Origin of the sequence: Enteroscipio rubneri (genome assembly GCF_002899715.1) — a bacterium.
Lineage (GTDB): Bacteria > Actinomycetota > Coriobacteriia > Coriobacteriales > Eggerthellaceae > Enteroscipio > Enteroscipio rubneri.
The window spans coordinates 57,723-74,139 of sequence record NZ_PPEK01000001.1 but is presented as its reverse complement, the minus strand read 5'-3'; the positions used below and the strand labels follow the sequence as shown (position 1 = coordinate 74,139).

The window sequence follows — 16,417 nt, the reverse complement described above, 5'->3', positions numbered from 1 at the left end:
AACGCCGCAGAGCGAGGGCGGCGGGTCCGCAATCCTGCGAGCGAAGCGAGCAGCCGCTCGGATCCGCCGCCCTCCCGACCGCCCTGGCCCCTAGGCGTCGTCGCCTTCAAGCGAGGCAGCCACCGCTTCGCCCACCAGCATGCCCGATGCGCCGCTCGCCGCGATACCCGCCATGCCGATAGCCGCCGATGCGCCGCAGCAATAGATGCCCGAAATCGCCGCATCGAGCGATCCGAGCACACGCCCGTCTTCATCGGTTCGCACTCCGCCGCGCGTCTTGTAGCGAACGGGCATCTGCTTGATGGCGTAGTACGGCGGGTTGAGCTTCTGCAGGAAGGACGTGCGCCCAAAATCCTCATCTTTGCCGGCTTCGATGGCGGCATCGAAGCGAGCGAACGTGCCCTCCAGCGTTTCGGACGGAATGCCCGCCTGCGCGGCGAGCGCGGCAAGATCGTTGCAGGGTCCGACAACCCGCCGGGAGTTCCCGCTCGTCACCTGCGCCAAGCTGCGCGACTGGCCGCCGTTTACCAGCTCCTCGTCGAAGATCGTCCACCAATAGCCGCGTTCGTCGGCCGCGCAGGCGTTCGCCGCCGCATCGATACTGTCCTCGCGTGCGAACCGATTGCCAAGCGCATCGACGATGAGCGTCGGCCCGAACAGCCCCCATGCCGCAGCTTGGGGGATATCGCTCGTGAGCGGAGCCGCTACGTCCATGCCTTCGAGCTGACCGCCGACGGCCTCGCACAGCATTTGGCCCTCGCCCATCGATGCGGTCGTATAGCAGGCGATGCGCTCTTGGTCGGGCAGGTAGCTGTGAACGAGCGGCTGGCTGCTCGAGAAACCGCCCGCAGCCACAACGACGCGGCGGGCGCCTACATCGACCGTCGAAGTCCCCTTCGCTACAGAGAAGCGCACGCCGCGCACCACCGCTGCCTCCGAGAGGATGACTGCTGTCGCCCGGTAATCGGTATGGAATACGGCACCGGCATCGAGAAGTCCGTCGCGCAATGGAACCATGATGCTCTCCATGTCGCCCAAGCCGTTCTTCGGCAGCAGGATCAGGCCCTTCACGTCGTCCGACTCGACGATGGACGGATCGGAAAACTGCGCACCGTACTCGCTTGCAAGAAGATCGACCCATCGCGGAGCCGCCTCGAACAGACGCTGGGCGAGCGCAAGTTCGACGACGCCGACCTCGCTCAACTTCTTCTGAACAACCTGCCACGCCTCGTCGATCGAGCGATCGGCGCCCGCGGCGCGCTGCACGTCGCTCCCGGCGACGCATATGACGCCGTTCGATTCGTAGCTCTCCCCGCCCAGCAGCTCGAGCTTGTCCACGATCATTACCGACCGCCCCGCCTTGACGGGAGCTATTGCCGCGGACAGGCCCGCGACGCCGCTGCCCACGATCAGGACGTCAACCTCAGCAGAAAACGAGACCGCGGGCGAACCTGCGGGTGACAAGGATTCGGACGCGTCATCGGATTCCAAAGCGCCCATCAGGGGATTATCTTCAACAATCCCGGCGTCGCACGCGCCGAGCGCGCCGAGCGCAGCCAGCGACGCCGCCGAGATGCCCGCCAGTTTGAAGAACGCGCGTCGCTCCATTGCACTTACGCCCCTTTGCTCTATCCGTTTCCGATGGGCATCAGAGTATAGAGAGCGCGCCGAAAAGGCGAGGGCGGCGCGGCGCAGCGTCATGCAATCTTCGCAAAGTGTGCGGCATGCGCGCGCATCTGCAGCAGCCGGCCTCGTGCCGGCGCGGCCGCCGGATGCAGCACAGGAGGCCGTTTAGGCCCCGCTCCCGCCCCCGCTCGCTGCGCAGAAGTCCCGCCGCGCCCCGTCGGTTCAGCGGCGGAATCCGCGAATTCTGCGAGAAAAACGAGGTATGGGAGGGCCGGCGAGCCTTCGAACTCTAGACACCATCGCGCGACCTGCGCAAACGAAGCTGAAGGCTCGCCTGCTTTCTTCGCAGGCGGCCCGAAAACCGGCTTCGGGCTTCCCATACCTCGTTTTCTTGACGGAATTCGGTTTTTCAGCAGCCGAGCCGAGGTCGACGCGGCGCAAGGCCCTTCGACTGCGCGCTTCGCACGGGACGACGGGGGTGCTGCGCACTCCGATCAGGATGATGAAATGCAGGCGCGATTCCGCGCGGACCTGCGACGCGGGAGGCGAAGATTCGCAACATCATTTCGCACGAAGCCGCGTGCGCAGATCGTAGTGGCCCATGAAGGCTCCACGGAACATGCTCGGCCAACGCATCGACGCCATGCTTCAACTCACGCCTATCAGGAGCGCCAACGCAGATCAGTCGTAGAAGGGCGCGGAGGGGAACGGCGGCTCCAAAGCGCGCTTGAAAGCGTTCGCCGCCACCGTGGCTACGATGCGCTCCACGGTGGCGGCGTCGAAGCCTTCCGCGATGAGCTCTTCCGGCCCGAGACCGCGCTCCTTATGGGCGACGAGCAGCACGTCGAGCGTCGGATAGTCGATGCCCATGCTCTTCTCGTCCTCCTGATCGGGCGAGAGCTCGGCGCTCGGCGGCTTGACGAACACGTGCTCGGGGATAGGGGGAACGGCCCCTTCAGCCACCGCCGCCTCGTTGCGCCAGCGCGCGACTTCGTACACATCGATCTTGTATAAGCCTCCAAGAGGGGCGAACGCACCGGCGGTATCGCCGTAGAGCGTCGAGTAGCCCATCATGGATTCGCTTTTGTTGCCCGTGTTCACGAGCATCCAGCCGAAGCGGTTCGACAACGCCATGAGGCACACCGTGCGACAGCGAGCCTGCGTGTTCTCCGCGGCCAATCCCGCCAGTTCGCCGCCGCATGCACGCGCAAGCACCTGCTCGAAGGCCTCGAACGGCTCGCAAATCGAAACGACGCATGCGTCGATGCCGAGGGCATCGGCCAACTGCCGTGCATCGTCGAGCGAGTGCTCGGTTGAATACGGTCCGGGCAGCATCACGCCGTGCACATGGTCGGCCCCGAACGCATCCACGCTCATAACGGCAACGAGGCTTGAATCCATACCGCCCGACAGACCGATAACGACATCGGTGAAGCCCGCGCCGTCCGCATAGTCCTTCAGCGCGTCGACGCACGCGCGATACCGCTCTTCGGTGTTCATGGTCTTCCTTTCCTCAGCAGCTTCGACACACCCCAGTGTAGGCTCGGATTGTTTCGACTTTGGAACCGTTCGCGCATTCGGCTTCCACCGAGCTCGTTCTGTCGTTCGGCATCGTTCGAGTCCGCCGGTCGCTCGTGGATTTGCGCGTATCCGCTACAAGCTGGTTCGGCGTCGACCAGACGCGCACGCTGCCCGCGCATTCAGACGCCGATCGAGCACCTCCTACTGGATAGCGCGCACGCGTTCCGCCAGCCATTCAGCCCATGCCTCCACCCCGTCGCCCTTCGTGGCCGCGATGGGGAATATGGGCGCTTGCGGGTTGAGCTGCTTGACGGCGGATTCGAATGCCTCGCGATCGAAGTCGAACACGGGCATCGTGTCCACTTTGTTGAGTACCACCGCCTCGGCCGCCTGGAACACTCCAGGATACTTGAGCGGCTTGTCGTCGCCTTCAGGCACCGAAAGGATCATAACCTTCGCGTTCTCGCCCAAATCGAAATCGGTGGGGCACACGAGGTTTCCCACGTTTTCGACGATGATGAGGTCGAGGCGCTCGAGATCCAGCACATCGACGGCTCGCTTCAGCATAGCGCTTTCCAAATGACACGCGCCACCGGTGTTGATCTGCACCGCAGGTATACCCTGCGCCTTGATCTTCTCCGCATCGACGCTGCTGGCAATGTCGCCTTCGATGACGGCGATGTTGAACTCGTCGCGCAACGCGTCGATGGTGGCCAGGATGGTGGACGTCTTGCCCGATCCGGGACTGGCTAGAAGGTCGAGTACGAACACGCGATTCGTTGCGAACCGCTCGCGCAGCTCGGATGCCAGTTGGTCGTTTTTGTCGAGGATCGGTTGCTTCATATCAATCTGCATACTGACTCCTTTGGTCTGCCTTGCAGTTTAGTTCATCGAGCAAACAAAATCAGCGGAAAGCATCAACGTGTGCAAGATCGCCGAGCTGTTCGGCCCGACTGGCACATGCGGACAAGCGAAGCGCCGAGGGCGAAGCCGCGCTCTTCGTCATTGCGGGGTCATGGAGCCTCGATGCGCTCGAAAGGGCGCTACTCGTCCGGGATATCAACCTCGATCGAATCGATCTGCAATTCACGACCGGCAATGAGCTGGGTTGCGAAGCTGCCGCACTCCGGGCACAGCATATGGAATCTGTCGTGCTCGTACTCCGCGCCGCACTCCAAGCAGCGGCTCCGAGGTGCGACCATGGCTATCTCTAGCTCGGCGTTCGCACACAGCGCGTAGTCCGACTGCTCGGACAGGGCTTCGAAGGCAAACCTCAGCGCATCCTCGATCGCCTCGGTCATCTCGCCCACCGAAAGGCTGACTTTGAGAACGCTTGTCGCGCCCGCCTGCTTCGCTGAAGCACACACCGCATCCATGACGCCCGTCATGATTCCCAACTCGTGCATGACGCTCCTATCGACGATGGCTTTCGATGTTCGTTTTCAAACACCATAGTAGCCGATAGGCCCAGAGAAAGCGCACTGCGACACGCCGGCGGACACGAAATCGTCTACGAAGATCATTCCGGGCGAGATCGGCTCCTGCGCTTATCCGAGACGCACTGCATGTCTTCGCATGCAAGACGGCTTGCATGCGACCGTTGCGCACCGCCTCGAGGCGCCTGCGGGCGCACATCGAACCGGAGTTTTCGGCGTCGGGGCCATCTGCGGCGCACGACGGCTATGCAGGCCGATGGGGAGAAGCGCCATGCTTACTTCTTCGCCTTGAGCGCCTTCTTCTGCGCTGCCTGCTCGGCGGCAGCTTCTTCGGCCTCTTCCCGCTCCATGTCCTCGTTCTGTTGCTTGATGCGCTTCGAGAGCACGATACGCGAGATCAAAAGACTCGCCTCGTACAGCACCACGAGCGCTGCGAACATGAGCAGCATCGTGACCGGCGAGGCATCGGGCGTCACCATGGCCGAGATCACCATGAGCGCTATGTACACCGTCCGCCACGAGCCGCGCAGCTTCTTGTACGGAATCACGTCGAAGATAACCAGGTAGAAGATGACCAACGGGAGTTCGAAGGCGAAGCCGAAACCAATCTCGAACTTGACGATAGTATCGATGAACGAACTCGCCTGAGCCTGCACAGTAGCGAACCCGGCCGACTGGTCAGTGAGCCACTGGAACGCCGGATCAAGAATAATGAGGTAGCAGAACACCGTGCCGAAAATGAACAAGCCGACTGCGGCAGCGAACGTCGGGATGAACCACTTGCGCTCGCTCGGCTTCAGCGCCGGCAGAAAGAATGCAAGGATCTGCCACAGAATGACCGGCGAGCAAGCGACGACGGAGGCCCACAGCGACACTTTGAAGCGCACGCTGAAACCTTCGAACGGCGTGAGCGTGGTGAGCGCTCCCGACGGCAGGTACTCGGAGATCGGCATTATGAGGAAGTCGACGACCGTGGCCGAGGCAAGATAGAACACGACAACCGAAATGGCGAGGACTGCAAGGATGCGCACGAGGCGCATGCGCAACTCGCCCAAATGGTCGAACAGGGGCATACGTGCCGGTCCGATGGGCATGACTTACTCCCCCTTCTCGTTCGTCTCGGGCTTTGCGGCACCGCCTGCCGCAGCGGCCTTGTTCGCAGCCCGCGTCGCAGCGGCCTTCTTCGCGGCAGCCGAGCGAGCCGCCGCCTTTTCGGCTTCCGTCTTGGCGGCGGGCTTCGCTGCAGAAGCGGGCTTGGAATCCGCGGGCTGGGCGGCGGAATCTGTCGCAGGTTTTGCGGCAGCCGCCGCGGCGGAGGGCTTGGCACCAGCCGTTGAAGTCGGAGCGGCAGATGCAGCGCCGGATGTCGAGGAGGAGGCGGCCGGCTTCTTAGCAGGAGGCTTCGTGCCGTACAACTCATCGGCGCTCGGCTTCGGCTTCGCGCTCGATGCGGCAGCGGGCTTCTTCGCAGCGTCGGCCTTGGCATCGTCGCTGGCCTTCGCCGCGGCGCCTGCGGCCGCAGCGGCTGCTCCCGAAGCCTCGGCCTTCTTGGCCTCCGCTTCCTTCTTTGCAGCGCGCTCCTTGTCGTACTTGGCCTTGCGCTCGGAGAAGCTCTCCTGCTTGGCATCCTTTTTGTCGTCCGATCCTTCGGCGACCTTGGAGAGCGCCTCGAGGGGGTTCTTGAACGGCTCGTCGGAGTTCGGATCGTAGACCTCGGTCTTGATGACCTTGTTCATCTCCTCCTGAGCGCTTCTAAATTTATTGATCGCCTTCCCCAGCGTCTTGGCCATCGCGGGCAGCTTGTCGGGTCCGAATACGAGGAACCCGAACAGCAGAATGAGGAAAAGCTCGAATGAACCTATGCCAAACAACGTAGTCCCCTTTGTGCGGTTGAGGTTGAACTCATCTCTCGTTGCAAATGCAGCTCTCGTTGCCACGACATGCGCGGCAACGATTCATAGTATCACAAACGTATGAGAGCGAGCCGAACGAGTGACCACTTCAGAAAAAGCATGGTACGCACTCCCGCACGCGTCACGGCAGGGAGGGAAGGCGGGGCTTCGGGCCGAAGCCGGCGGTTCGCGTGGAGCAGCCGACGGTTCGCACCACCTTGCTACATGCTGAGGAACGAGAGTGCCACCGTGGGAATGCCGAGTGCGAGCACGAGGATCACGCACACGACGATGGTGAATATCCTCTTTGTGCGCTCGGCCGCCTCGCGGCGCTCTTTTTCGAGCCTCTCCCGTTCCTGCGCCGCCTTGACGCGTTCGCTTCTCTGCTTTGCGGTGAGCTTTTGATTCGTTGCCATAGCGCTACACCCTCAACTTGCCGCGGATCTCGATGACGCGGGCGATGCTCTTGGCGACCTCCACGCCCACGTTCCACTTGTTCTTCTCATACAAGGCCACGCCGTCCACCATGGTCATGAGGATGTCGGCGCCGCTGCACGTGTTCACGACGGCGGACACCGGATCGGTGGTGGGCGTCTGGTGCGAACTCGAAAGGTCGACCGCGATGATGTCGGCGCGCTTGCCGACATCGAGCGATCCGATCTTGTCGTCGAGCTTGAGCGCCCGCGCGCCGCCGATGGTGGCCATTTCGAGCATGGTCGCAGAATCGAGGAACTGACCGACGTTAACCGCGCGTTGCACGAGCATGCCGATGCGCATCTCCATGAGCATGTCGGTAGAATCGGTGGCCGCCGGCGAATCGGTTCCCAAGCCCAACCGCAAATCGGAGCGCATGAACTCGTCGAGAGGCGCCACGCCCATACCCAGCTGCGCGTTGCAGCGCGGGCAGACGGCAACCGCCACGTCGTATTCCCTCAACTTCTTCACGTCCGTGTCGTCCACGTGCACGCAATGGATGGCCAGCACGTTGTCCGATTCGAACGCGCCCCAGTTCAGTGCATAGCGAACGGGCGTGGTGCCCGTGGGAAGCCACGGTGGGATCTCCACGTAGCCGCGCTTCTGGTCCATCGTGTGCACGGAAAACGGCGACGAGCCGTATTTGATAAAGTTGTACTCCTCCCGGTTGCCTGCGAGGTGCATGGCCACGGGGAGCTCCTCGCGCCGGGCGAACTCCGAAACCTTGCCGTACACGGAGGGATGGCATGCGTACATGGCCGCCGGTGCAATGCCGATGGTGATGCGGCTCTCGTCCACCTCTTCGCGCCAGTGCATGATATCGTTCTCCGCCACGCGCATGGCGTAGTCGACGCGTCGTTTATCCATGGCGCCCACTTCGCGGTAGATGACGCTACGCATGCCGAGCTTCTGCGTAGCGGTGCAGGCCGCACCCGTCCCCGTGATATCGGCAACGCAGGTGATACCGCTTGAAAGGGCCTCGAGCCCGCCGAGAATGGCAGAGTCGTACCAATCGCTCACGTCCATCTTCGCGCTCTTCTCCACCACCGACATGATCCAGGTGGTGTAGGGCACGTCATGCACGACGCCGCGCATGACGGAGTTTTCCAGATGGGTATGCAGATCGACGAAGCCCGGCATGAGCGCTGCAAGGCCGAAGTCCTTGATCTCCTCGTCGGGATAGCGGAGCTTGAGCATGTCGACCGAGCCGATGTCACGAATAACACCGTCTCTGATGAGCACCGCACCATGCTGGAACGGCTCGGAGGTAATAGGAAGAACGTACTGTGCGCACAATAACATAGCTGCCTCGTCTATCTCCCGGTGCCGGGCACGATCGTGTGCACTGTATGATAGCATCCCCGGACCGCTCTCCCACGAAAACACAGAGGCCCTTCGGGAGGAGGCGGCGGCGAGACGGCGAGACGGCGCCGCGCAGTCGCAGAACCGCGCGGCGCCTTGCAACGGGCTGGAAGGGACATGGACCCGCTCCCTGAGAGCGTACAGATGCCTCCCGCTAGGCGGCAGGGTAGAACAAGGGCTCGAGCTGAGTGAAGTAATCAGAATTCGACACGTCGACGTCCTGGTCGAACAGCACCGCGCCTGTCTCATCGGCAATGGTCAGATGGATCGTCGAATCGAGCCCCGCGAACGTGCGGTACTCGGCCGCACAGCCGACCGCCTGCGTCACCACGGAGCTTGCGCCCTGCGCCATGCCGAAGGCGTCGCGTGCGAAATCGGCGCCGATCGACAGCGTTGCGAAGTCGTCCCCGATCTCGCACGACAACGGTGCAGCCGCCGCCTCCTGCGCGTTGCCGGCCTCGTCGGAGGAGGTGTAGGTCGCCTCTTGAGCCGCCTGTGCAGACGCGAACTCGAACACGTACGCCTTAAGCTCGTCCCACGTCCCCTCGGGAGCTTCGACCTTGGCCGTGCCGTCGCATGCAATACAAATGTTCTCGATGCCTTGGCTTTCCAGGTGCTTCGTTGCCACGCACTCCAAGGCCCCCGTGTACGCAGGATCCAAATTCGCTCGATCGATCACCGCGCGGAACGGATACGTCACCTGTTCGGTTGCAGCGGCAGGCTCCTGCTGCTCGCTCTGCTGGGGAGCCTCGGCGCTTTTCTCCTGCTGGCCGCTCGCACAGCCGGCTAAAAGCCCACCTGCCAGGACCGCGCTGAGTGCAAGCGCAGCCGCCAGGGTGCGCCTCGACGAGCGCGCGGTCGTTTGAGACGATACGTTCATGCAATACCCTCCTTGGTTCGTCGGATGCTATGAGCGTCCGCTCCGGCTGAGCCGATGCGCCGGAGGGCCGCTTCGGCCCGGCTTGCAGCGTGCCGGGCATGAAGGGTATTGTGCGCATCGCCGCGCCGACGATCAACGCGAACGTCGCAACAGGCTCCTCCGATGTCATGAATTGCGTCCCGCTACCGGGCGACCGGCCTGTTTTCGAGCGCGACCGTCGTGCGCCACACCCCTTTGCTCGCGCCCGCCTCGAAGCTCCCCCGGTACCGCTGCGCCAGATCCTGCAGGATAACAAGACCCCATCCGTGCTCGGGAACGATCGCGTCCGACTCGCCTTCGGCCGGCTCGGTCGAAGCCCGGCGCTCCCGCTGCAAAGCGCCGCCGTCGGGCGCAGCAGGCGGCGCAGCGCATCCGTTGCGCGCGTCGATGACGAGGTAGCCTCCGTCGAGGCGGGCGCGAAACTCGATGAACCGCATGTCGCCGGCAGCTGCGCGCGCCGCCTGCAGCGCATTGTCGAGCATGTTCGAGCATGCGGCGCACACATCGATGTCGGGAATGGCCGCCTCGGTCGGCAGCTCGACGGCGAAGACGACACGGACTCCCGCCTCCTCGCATGCCCGCCGCTTGAGCGCAAGCAGCGCATCGACGGCGGGATGCCCGCATATCCGCCTCTCGCCGCCGAGCGCATCGGAGGCCGCGTGCGAGCAGGCCAGGGCCTGCTCGCCCTGCGCCGCGCCCAACAGCCACTCCATCCGCCGCAGCGTTTCGGCCAGCGTCCGACGCTCGTCGCGCGCAGCCCTCGCCTCGCGCTCGGTTCGCTCCCGACACGCGCGCTGCGCCTCAAGCCGCTCAGCCGCGATGCGGGTCCGCTCGCGCGCGAGCTTCCGTCCCTCAGCCGCGCGCAGGACGCGCACGAGCGCCAGATCGGTCGCCGCGCAGGCGATGCCCGCACAGGCAACAGCGGCCGCGAGGGGCACGGGAAGGCTGTAGAACAGGACCGCCGCGGCCAGAAACGCCACGATGGCCAGTTGGCTCGCCGGAATCAGGATCGCGGCAACGCGGCTTTCCGCCGACGGCAGCCCCGGACGAAGCGCGTAGAATACAAACACGCCCGCCAGCGCCGCAAGCGGAAGCGCCATGAAGACCGCGCTCATCGCCGCGCCTCCCCTTCCCCCGACTCGCACGCCGCGCGCAGATCCGCCGCGAGCATGCGCGCCCGCCCGAATTCGCCCCGCTCCGTCAGCTCCTCGATGGTCTGCAGCTGATTGCGCGCGTCGTGACGGATGCACGCGATCTTCTCCAGCTCATCCATGGTCGCAGCGTAGCAGGCGCGCTGCTCATCGAGCCGCTTCTGCAGCAATGCGGCCCGACGTCCCTCGACGAGTGCCCGCTCCTGATGGCCCAGAAGGACGAGTACGATCGCGTCGACCGCCACGCATGCGAGAGCGAGGACGACGACCGCTCCATACCACCAGGCATCGAGATCAACCAGACAGCCGGGTATGGCGGCCAGGAGAAAAAGCCCCAGCTGGCTTGCCGCCAGCACGACGAACGGCCAGGCCTCCGCAGAACCCCACGAGCCGCACCGCCGCACCGCCGCCCGCAGCGCGCGCAGCAGGAGCAGCACGATGGCGGCGCGCACGAGCTGCACGGCCATCCACACGGGCACGTTCCGGCGCACCGTATCGAAATACTGTTCGAACCCTTCCGGCACCGGCCCAGCGAGGACGACGCCCCAGAGCGCCCACTCGACTGCTTCGGTCGCCGTGACGCAGATCAAAGCCGCTACCGCGACGACGATTCTGAGCGCGAGACCGCCCTCGGACAGCGCAACCGGCAGCGCGATATACGAGAGTAGAAGGAGGATGAAACCAACCTCGCCGCTCAGAATCCCGTACCCAAACGCGTTCACGAGCGCCGGCACCCCGGCGTAGACGACCGCGAACAGACCGGCATGGCGCACAGAGAGCAGCTTGACCATGCCCCACGCTGCGGCGATTCCCACGATGAGAAACGAAACCATCTCAAGCGCGGCGTTGGAAAGAAGGAGCTCCGTCGGCATGATGCGCGCCTCCCTTCACGCAAGCTGCTCGCGCAAAAATGCGATGTACGCCTCTTTCACATCCGCACGCCGATGGCGGCTGAGGGGCACCGACTCGCCCGTGCGCAGTTTCACCGTGCGCGCGCCAATCTCCTCGATGGCAGCCATATTCACGAGGAAGCTCTTGTGGCACTGGATGAACGAGGATGGGAACTGGGCCTTGAGCCCCGACAGTGTCGCATACGTCTCGATGCAAGGTCCCTCGCCGTGCACGAGCACCTTGCGCCGGTCGCTCTCCAGGTAGCGCACGCGACCCGGGACGAGGCCGATCAACCGACCGCCGGTTTGCACGGGAGTCGCCGCCGTGCGCCGCTCATCGAGGTTGGCCAGCACAGCGCGCAGAGCGTTGTCTAGCTCGGCCTGCCGCACGGGCTTCGTCAGAAAGTACACGTGCTCGGTCTCGTACACTGGCGTGCAGTATTCCGCATACCCGGTCACGTACACCACCTGCGTGCCGCACCCGCGCGGGAACCGGGAGCGCACAAGCTCGATGCCGCCTGCCACATCCGACGCGCCGTCGAGCCGGATGTCCGCGAACAGCGCATCAGGCCGCTCAACCGTATCGGCGCACAGCATGGAGACGTCCTGCGCGCATGCAAGCTCGAACCGCACGCCGAACCGCGAAGAGCCGATCATCCGAGCGAGCCGCTGCGCGTGCGCAGGCTCGTCATCGAGTATAAGCGCACGATACATTGAATACCCCCCCCCGGTATGCAGTCGACGGACGTGCGCGCTTCGCGCACGCGCTTACTGTAGCGCATGGCGTCCATCCGGCGCAACCGCCCGGCGCTGTGGCAGCTCCGAAGCACAACGCGAGGAACCAGGGGGCCGGCGAGGCGAGGCACCGGAAACCGCCGCGCAGTCGCAGTAAGTCGCAGGAAGGGAACACGCCTGCCGCCGACGCGCAGCTCGACCGACGCGTCCATTGGCGTATACTGGGGCTTCCGCCGACGCGCTCGTCCTACGAGCGTCCCACGACCGACCAGGAGCACCGCCTGTGAGCATCGACACCGCCACCGGGAAAGAAGCACCCGCCGAACTCTCCTCCGAGCGCGTCTACGAGATATTCTCGAACATCGCGAAGAAGTACGAGCGCTTCAACGCCGTCTCGAGCTTCGGCGCATACAAACTGTGGCTTGCAGGCATGATGCGCCAAGCCCCCATCGACCATACGAGCGACGTGCTGGACATCGCCGGCGGCACGGGAGATGTGGCATTCGCAGTAGCTCGCACGAAACGACCCGCCCACATCCAGCTCACAGATTTCGTGCCCGAGATGCTGGATGTGGCGCGCGCCCATTACAGCGAAGGAGCAAGCTGCGGCGTACCGGTGGACTTCGACGAGGTGGACGCCCAGAACATCCCCTACGACGACGCGTCCTACGACGTGATCACCATGGCCTACGGCATCCGCAACATGCCCGACCGCCCACGCGCGCTCGCCGAGATGTTCCGCGTGCTCAAGCCCGGCGGCGCGCTCGTGTGCCTGGAGTTCTCCACACCGCCGAACCGCGCATGGCGGGCGCTGTACGGATTCTACCTCAAGCATCTCATCCCGTTCTGGGGTGGGCTCATCACGGGCGATCGTGAGGGATTCGTCTATCTGGGAAATTCCATCCGCGCGTTCCCGAACCAGGAAAACCTCGCCCAGATGATGCGCGAAGCAGGATTTTGCGATGTGACGTGGAAGAACTACACAGGCGGCATCGCCGCCGTGCACGTGGCGGAAAAACCGCGCTAAACCGCAAGCTGCATCCATCTATTCGCCTTACCATCAGGATCGATAGACTTCTTCTATCGCTGAAGCTCATACGGGCAATAATCCTATTGGATTTACTTAACGCATGTGGTGGATAATGAGGCCGTGGCAACCGATCGACGGCAACCGAAGGAGACAACCATGGCAGAAAAACTGAGCATCTCTGGTCACACTAAAACGATCGCGCTCATCGGCAGCCCGGTCGAACATTCCATGTCGCCGGCTATGCACAACGCCGCGTTCGACAAGATGGGGCTCGATTACGCCTACGTGGTGTTCGATGTGCAGCCCGACGATGTCGAAGCGGTGGTCAAGGGGATGAAGGCCATGGGCTTCGCCGGGTACAACGTCACCATGCCGCTTAAAACCCTCGTGCTTCCCTATCTTGACGAGCTCTCCGATGCCGCCGCCCTCATGGGGGCCGTGAACACGGTGGTCGTCAAGGACGGCAAGGCCATCGGGCATAACACCGACGGCGCCGGCTTCATGCGCAACCTGAAGGAGAACGGCGTCGACATCGTCGGCAAGAAGATGACCATCGTCGGTGCAGGCGGCGCGGGATCGGCCGTGTTCACGCAGGCCGCGCTTGACGGCGTCAAGGAGATCGACGTCTACAACATCCGCGACAGCTTCTACGAGGCCACCGAGAAGCGCATCGGCGAGCTGGCAGCGAAGACGGGCTGCAACGTCACGCTGCACGACCTCGACGACAAGGACGACCTGCGCGCTTCGGTGGCCTCCTCGCAGCTGTTCGTGAACGCCACCCGCGTCGGCATGGCTCCGATGGAGGACGGCTGCACTCTGGACGAGGACATGCTGCACGACGGCCTGGCCGTGGCCGACACCGTCTACAATCCTCGCAAGACGAAGCTCCTCGCCATGGCGGAAGCCCACGGCAACAAGGCCGTGAACGGCCTGGGCATGCTGCTATGGCAGGCTGCCCTGGGCGAGAAGATCTGGACCGGCCAGGAGATGCCGGTGAGCTATATCGAGGAGAAATTCTACACCGACTAGCATCGCGGATCGCGGGCGGGCCGTTTGGTCCGAAGCATCGAACCGACCCGTCCGCGATCCTCCTACCCCTTCTCCGCTTCAACCGTTTCTGAAGAGGCCCGCTGCGCAGGTCTGATTGCGTGCACCCTGCAACCTTCCGATCGCCTGTCAATACGAGAAAGAGGTACCATCATGTCTATTCGCTTCGCCGTATTCGGATTGAACCAAGGATCCAAGATCGCCCGCGACGCGGTGGCGAACCCCGAGCTCGACCTTGTCGCCGTCGCCGGCTTCGGCCAGCAGGCCGAAGATGTGGCCGCCGAGCTTGACGTGCCGCTGTTCGAGGATTACAACGTGCTGCTGAAAGAAGTTCCCCTGGACGCCGTAGCCATCGCACTCCCGAACGGGCTGCACGTGCAGTCCACGCGCGCCTGCCTCGATGCGGGCATCCGCAATATCCTGTTGGAGAAGCCCATCGCGAACACGGTGGAAGATGCCGAGAAAATCATCGCCATGTGCGAGGAGGAAGGGGCCACCCTGCTCATCGGCCACCATCGCCGTTCGTCGACCAAGTATCTGTTCCTGCGCGAATTCATTGAGTCGGGCCGCTTGGGAGACCTTGTAGGCGTGCAGGGCACCTACGCCATCGCGAAGCCCCATGCGTACTACGACGTGGAGTGGCACACCAAGAAAGGCGGCGGCCCGCTGCTTATCAACGCCATCCACGACGTGGACGACCTCAATTACACCACGGGCTTGACCGTCAAGCGCGTCTACGCCGCCAGCCGCAACTCCATTCGCGGCAACGAGATCGAGGACTCGGTGTCGGTGCTCTACGAGTTTGCCGAGGGCCCGACGGCTACCTACTTCATCTCCGACGGCACGCCCGGCCCGTGGAACTACGACCTCTCCGCCTGCGAGAACCACTTTTTCAAGTGGAGTCCGGGCGAGAACAGCCTGCACTTCTTCGGCACGAAGGGCTCGCTGGGCTTTCCGAACATGGACTTCTACTCCTACGAGGAAGGCCATTTCGGATGGGGAGAGCCGTTGGTCAAGGAGCACTTCGAACTTGAAAAGAACGACCCGATGACCGCCGAGCTCGAGCACTTCGTCGATTTGTGCACCGGCCGGGAGAAAACCCCGCGGTGCACCGGCGAGGACGGCCTGGCCACACTCAAGGTGATCAACGCGATTCTCGAATCGGCAGAGAGGAAGCAAATCGTCGACATCGACTAGCAGTCGCATGTCTCTTTAACCGCCGTTCCCCGAGCGCTTCCGACCTCAGGCGACCCTCGCACCGTCGCCAACCCTTTCGGCGCTCGGACAAAAGCCCCCTTCCGGGGGCTTTTGTCGGTTTTCCCTTTTCCCGGTTTCCCCTATAATCAGGGCAGCCGCCGGATCGCCGACGCGCACGCCGCTCCGATCCACGGGACCATGCCGACAACCGTTCGATACGTGGGAGCGCCCATGAACCTGTCCCATCTGTACTACTTCCAGAAGCTCGCCGAAGTCAAGCACTTCACCCGGGCGGCACGCGAGCTCTACATCGCACAGCCCACACTCTCCGGGGCGGTCGCGCAACTCGAGAAGGAGCTGGGCACGCCCCTGTTCGTCAAGAGCTCGCATCAGGTCGAACTCACCGACGCGGGGCGCGATTTCTACGAATACGTGTGCCTTGCGCTCATCAACCTGGAGAAGGGGATCTCGCTCGTGCACGAGCGCGTTGAGCGCCAATACGGCGTGCTCAAGTTGGGCACCACATTCGCCATGCAGGGAAAGCAATGGTCGCAAGCCGTGCAGGAGTTCAAGCGCGAGCTTGGAGTAGATCTGCTCATCGACATCGAGCAGGGCTTCACCTACAACCTCGTCGACGAGTTGAAGAAGGGGAAGCTCGATGTGGTATTCGGCGGCAAGATACGCGAGGATCCCGACCTGTGCTACCTGCACTGCTGGTCGCAGGAGCTCGTGCTAGGCGTCCATCGCGACCACCCGTTGGCGAAGCGAACGAGCATCGGCCTCGACGAGTTGCGCGGCTACGATCTTGCCGGTTACGTCGCCGGCATCAATCCCGCCGGAGAGGAGATGCGTCCGCTCGTCGAGCAAGGCCTCACGATCGACCAGAGCTACAACGACGAGATCACGCTGTGCAGCCTCGTCTCGTCCGATCCCTCGCGCATGGCGCTGATCTGCTACTCATTCCTGGTCAAGTCGTTCGACGACGTAGCCATCCTCACTATTGACGGCCTTCCGAAAGACTTCCACAAAGTGTACCTGATCTACCGCAACGACAAGAACCGTCTCAAGATCGTCGACCGGTTCATCGACTTCATCGGTTCGTACACCTTCCCCGTCGTCTCGCCGAAACGCGCCTGA

At 63.4% G+C, this 16,417-nt stretch carries 16 protein-coding genes; 4 read left to right on the top strand and 12 right to left on the bottom strand.

What is annotated here, in order from left to right; genetic code table 11:
• Positions 1-90: 90 nt before the first annotated feature.
• The 12 genes from C2L71_RS00285 to C2L71_RS00230 all read right to left on the bottom strand — a co-directional run bounded on the left by C2L71_RS00285 (position 91) and on the right by C2L71_RS00230 (position 11,985).
• Complete coding sequence (locus C2L71_RS00285) at positions 91-1,608, bottom strand: FAD-dependent oxidoreductase (protein WP_103263798.1); 1,518 nt, start codon at positions 1,606-1,608, stop codon at positions 91-93.
• A gap of 699 nt (positions 1,609-2,307) precedes the next feature.
• On the bottom strand, positions 2,308-3,126 hold the full coding sequence (nadE, locus tag C2L71_RS00280) for an NAD(+) synthase (RefSeq protein ID WP_103263797.1): 819 nt from the start codon (positions 3,124-3,126) through the stop codon (positions 2,308-2,310).
• Between the two features lie 222 nt (positions 3,127-3,348).
• Entirely contained in the window at positions 3,349-4,002 is a 654-nt protein-coding gene (gene hypB / locus C2L71_RS00275; RefSeq protein WP_103263796.1) for a hydrogenase nickel incorporation protein HypB, read from the bottom strand.
• 188 nt (positions 4,003-4,190) lie between these two features.
• Positions 4,191-4,553, bottom strand: coding sequence for a hydrogenase maturation nickel metallochaperone HypA/HybF (locus C2L71_RS00270; RefSeq protein ID WP_103263795.1), 363 nt, complete (start codon positions 4,551-4,553; stop codon positions 4,191-4,193).
• 305 nt (positions 4,554-4,858) lie between these two features.
• Positions 4,859-5,677 carry a twin-arginine translocase subunit TatC gene (gene tatC, locus C2L71_RS00265; RefSeq protein WP_103263794.1) on the bottom strand — a complete coding sequence of 273 codons (819 nt, stop codon included), beginning with the start codon at positions 5,675-5,677 and terminating at the stop codon, positions 4,859-4,861.
• 3 nt (positions 5,678-5,680) lie between these two features.
• On the bottom strand, positions 5,681-6,454 hold the full coding sequence (locus C2L71_RS00260; protein ID WP_103263793.1) for a twin-arginine translocase TatA/TatE family subunit: 774 nt from the start codon (positions 6,452-6,454) through the stop codon (positions 5,681-5,683).
• A gap of 242 nt (positions 6,455-6,696) precedes the next feature.
• A complete protein-coding gene (locus C2L71_RS00255; RefSeq protein WP_103263792.1) occupies positions 6,697-6,891 on the bottom strand; it encodes a CASC3 protein CASC3 in 195 nt (64 codons plus the stop codon).
• Between the two features lie 4 nt (positions 6,892-6,895).
• Positions 6,896-8,251, bottom strand: a complete 1,356-nt coding sequence (locus tag C2L71_RS00250) for an amidohydrolase family protein (protein ID WP_103263791.1) — start codon at positions 8,249-8,251, stop codon at positions 6,896-6,898.
• Positions 8,252-8,465: 214 nt separating this feature from the next.
• Entirely contained in the window at positions 8,466-9,191 is a 726-nt protein-coding gene (locus tag C2L71_RS00245) for a hypothetical protein (RefSeq protein WP_103263790.1), read from the bottom strand.
• A gap of 182 nt (positions 9,192-9,373) precedes the next feature.
• On the bottom strand, positions 9,374-10,345 hold the full coding sequence (locus C2L71_RS00240) for a GHKL domain-containing protein (RefSeq protein ID WP_103263789.1): 972 nt from the start codon (positions 10,343-10,345) through the stop codon (positions 9,374-9,376).
• A complete protein-coding gene (locus C2L71_RS00235) occupies positions 10,342-11,253 on the bottom strand; it encodes a hypothetical protein (protein WP_103263788.1) in 912 nt (303 codons plus the stop codon). Before C2L71_RS00235 ends, C2L71_RS00240 begins: the two co-directional genes overlap by 4 nt.
• 15 nt (positions 11,254-11,268) lie before the next feature.
• Complete coding sequence (locus C2L71_RS00230; RefSeq protein ID WP_103263787.1) at positions 11,269-11,985, bottom strand: LytR/AlgR family response regulator transcription factor; 717 nt, start codon at positions 11,983-11,985, stop codon at positions 11,269-11,271.
• A gap of 304 nt (positions 11,986-12,289) precedes the next feature.
• Between C2L71_RS00230 and C2L71_RS00225 the strand changes: the two genes are divergently transcribed.
• The 4 genes from C2L71_RS00225 (at position 12,290) to C2L71_RS00210 (ending at position 16,417) form a co-directional block, all read left to right on the top strand.
• Positions 12,290-13,033: a class I SAM-dependent methyltransferase gene (locus C2L71_RS00225; protein ID WP_103263786.1), complete on the top strand. Its 744-nt coding sequence runs from the start codon at positions 12,290-12,292 to the stop codon at positions 13,031-13,033.
• Positions 13,034-13,192: 159 nt separating this feature from the next.
• Complete coding sequence (gene aroE, locus C2L71_RS00220) at positions 13,193-14,065, top strand: shikimate dehydrogenase (RefSeq protein ID WP_103263785.1); 873 nt, start codon at positions 13,193-13,195, stop codon at positions 14,063-14,065.
• A gap of 171 nt (positions 14,066-14,236) precedes the next feature.
• Entirely contained in the window at positions 14,237-15,280 is a 1,044-nt protein-coding gene (locus tag C2L71_RS00215; RefSeq protein ID WP_103263784.1) for a Gfo/Idh/MocA family protein, read from the top strand.
• Positions 15,281-15,511: 231 nt separating this feature from the next.
• The gene (locus tag C2L71_RS00210) at positions 15,512-16,417 is read left to right on the top strand and encodes a LysR family transcriptional regulator (protein WP_170042398.1); all 906 of its coding nucleotides are present in this window, start codon (positions 15,512-15,514) and stop codon (positions 16,415-16,417) included.

Bases quoted from the DNA above. Each gene is read 5' to 3' on its own strand.
- C2L71_RS00285 (WP_103263798.1), bottom strand. From the start codon at position 1,608: ATGGAGCGACGCGCGTTCTTCAAACTGGCGGGCATCTCGGCGGCGTCG.
- nadE (WP_103263797.1), bottom strand. From the start codon at position 3,126: ATGAACACCGAAGAGCGGTATCGCGCGTGCGTCGACGCGCTGAAGGAC.
- hypB (WP_103263796.1), bottom strand. From the start codon at position 4,002: ATGCAGATTGATATGAAGCAACCGATCCTCGACAAAAACGACCAACTG.
- C2L71_RS00270 (WP_103263795.1), bottom strand. From the start codon at position 4,553: ATGCACGAGTTGGGAATCATGACGGGCGTCATGGATGCGGTGTGTGCT.
- tatC (WP_103263794.1), bottom strand. From the start codon at position 5,677: ATGCCCATCGGACCGGCACGTATGCCCCTGTTCGACCATTTGGGCGAG.
- C2L71_RS00255 (WP_103263792.1), bottom strand. From the start codon at position 6,891: ATGGCAACGAATCAAAAGCTCACCGCAAAGCAGAGAAGCGAACGCGTC.
- C2L71_RS00250 (WP_103263791.1), bottom strand. From the start codon at position 8,251: ATGTTATTGTGCGCACAGTACGTTCTTCCTATTACCTCCGAGCCGTTC.
- C2L71_RS00245 (WP_103263790.1), bottom strand. From the start codon at position 9,191: ATGAACGTATCGTCTCAAACGACCGCGCGCTCGTCGAGGCGCACCCTG.
- C2L71_RS00240 (WP_103263789.1), bottom strand. From the start codon at position 10,345: ATGAGCGCGGTCTTCATGGCGCTTCCGCTTGCGGCGCTGGCGGGCGTG.
- C2L71_RS00235 (WP_103263788.1), bottom strand. From the start codon at position 11,253: ATGCCGACGGAGCTCCTTCTTTCCAACGCCGCGCTTGAGATGGTTTCG.
- C2L71_RS00230 (WP_103263787.1), bottom strand. From the start codon at position 11,985: ATGTATCGTGCGCTTATACTCGATGACGAGCCTGCGCACGCGCAGCGG.
- aroE (WP_103263785.1), top strand. From the start codon at position 13,193: ATGGCAGAAAAACTGAGCATCTCTGGTCACACTAAAACGATCGCGCTC.
- C2L71_RS00215 (WP_103263784.1), top strand. From the start codon at position 14,237: ATGTCTATTCGCTTCGCCGTATTCGGATTGAACCAAGGATCCAAGATC.
- C2L71_RS00210 (WP_170042398.1), top strand. From the start codon at position 15,512: ATGAACCTGTCCCATCTGTACTACTTCCAGAAGCTCGCCGAAGTCAAG.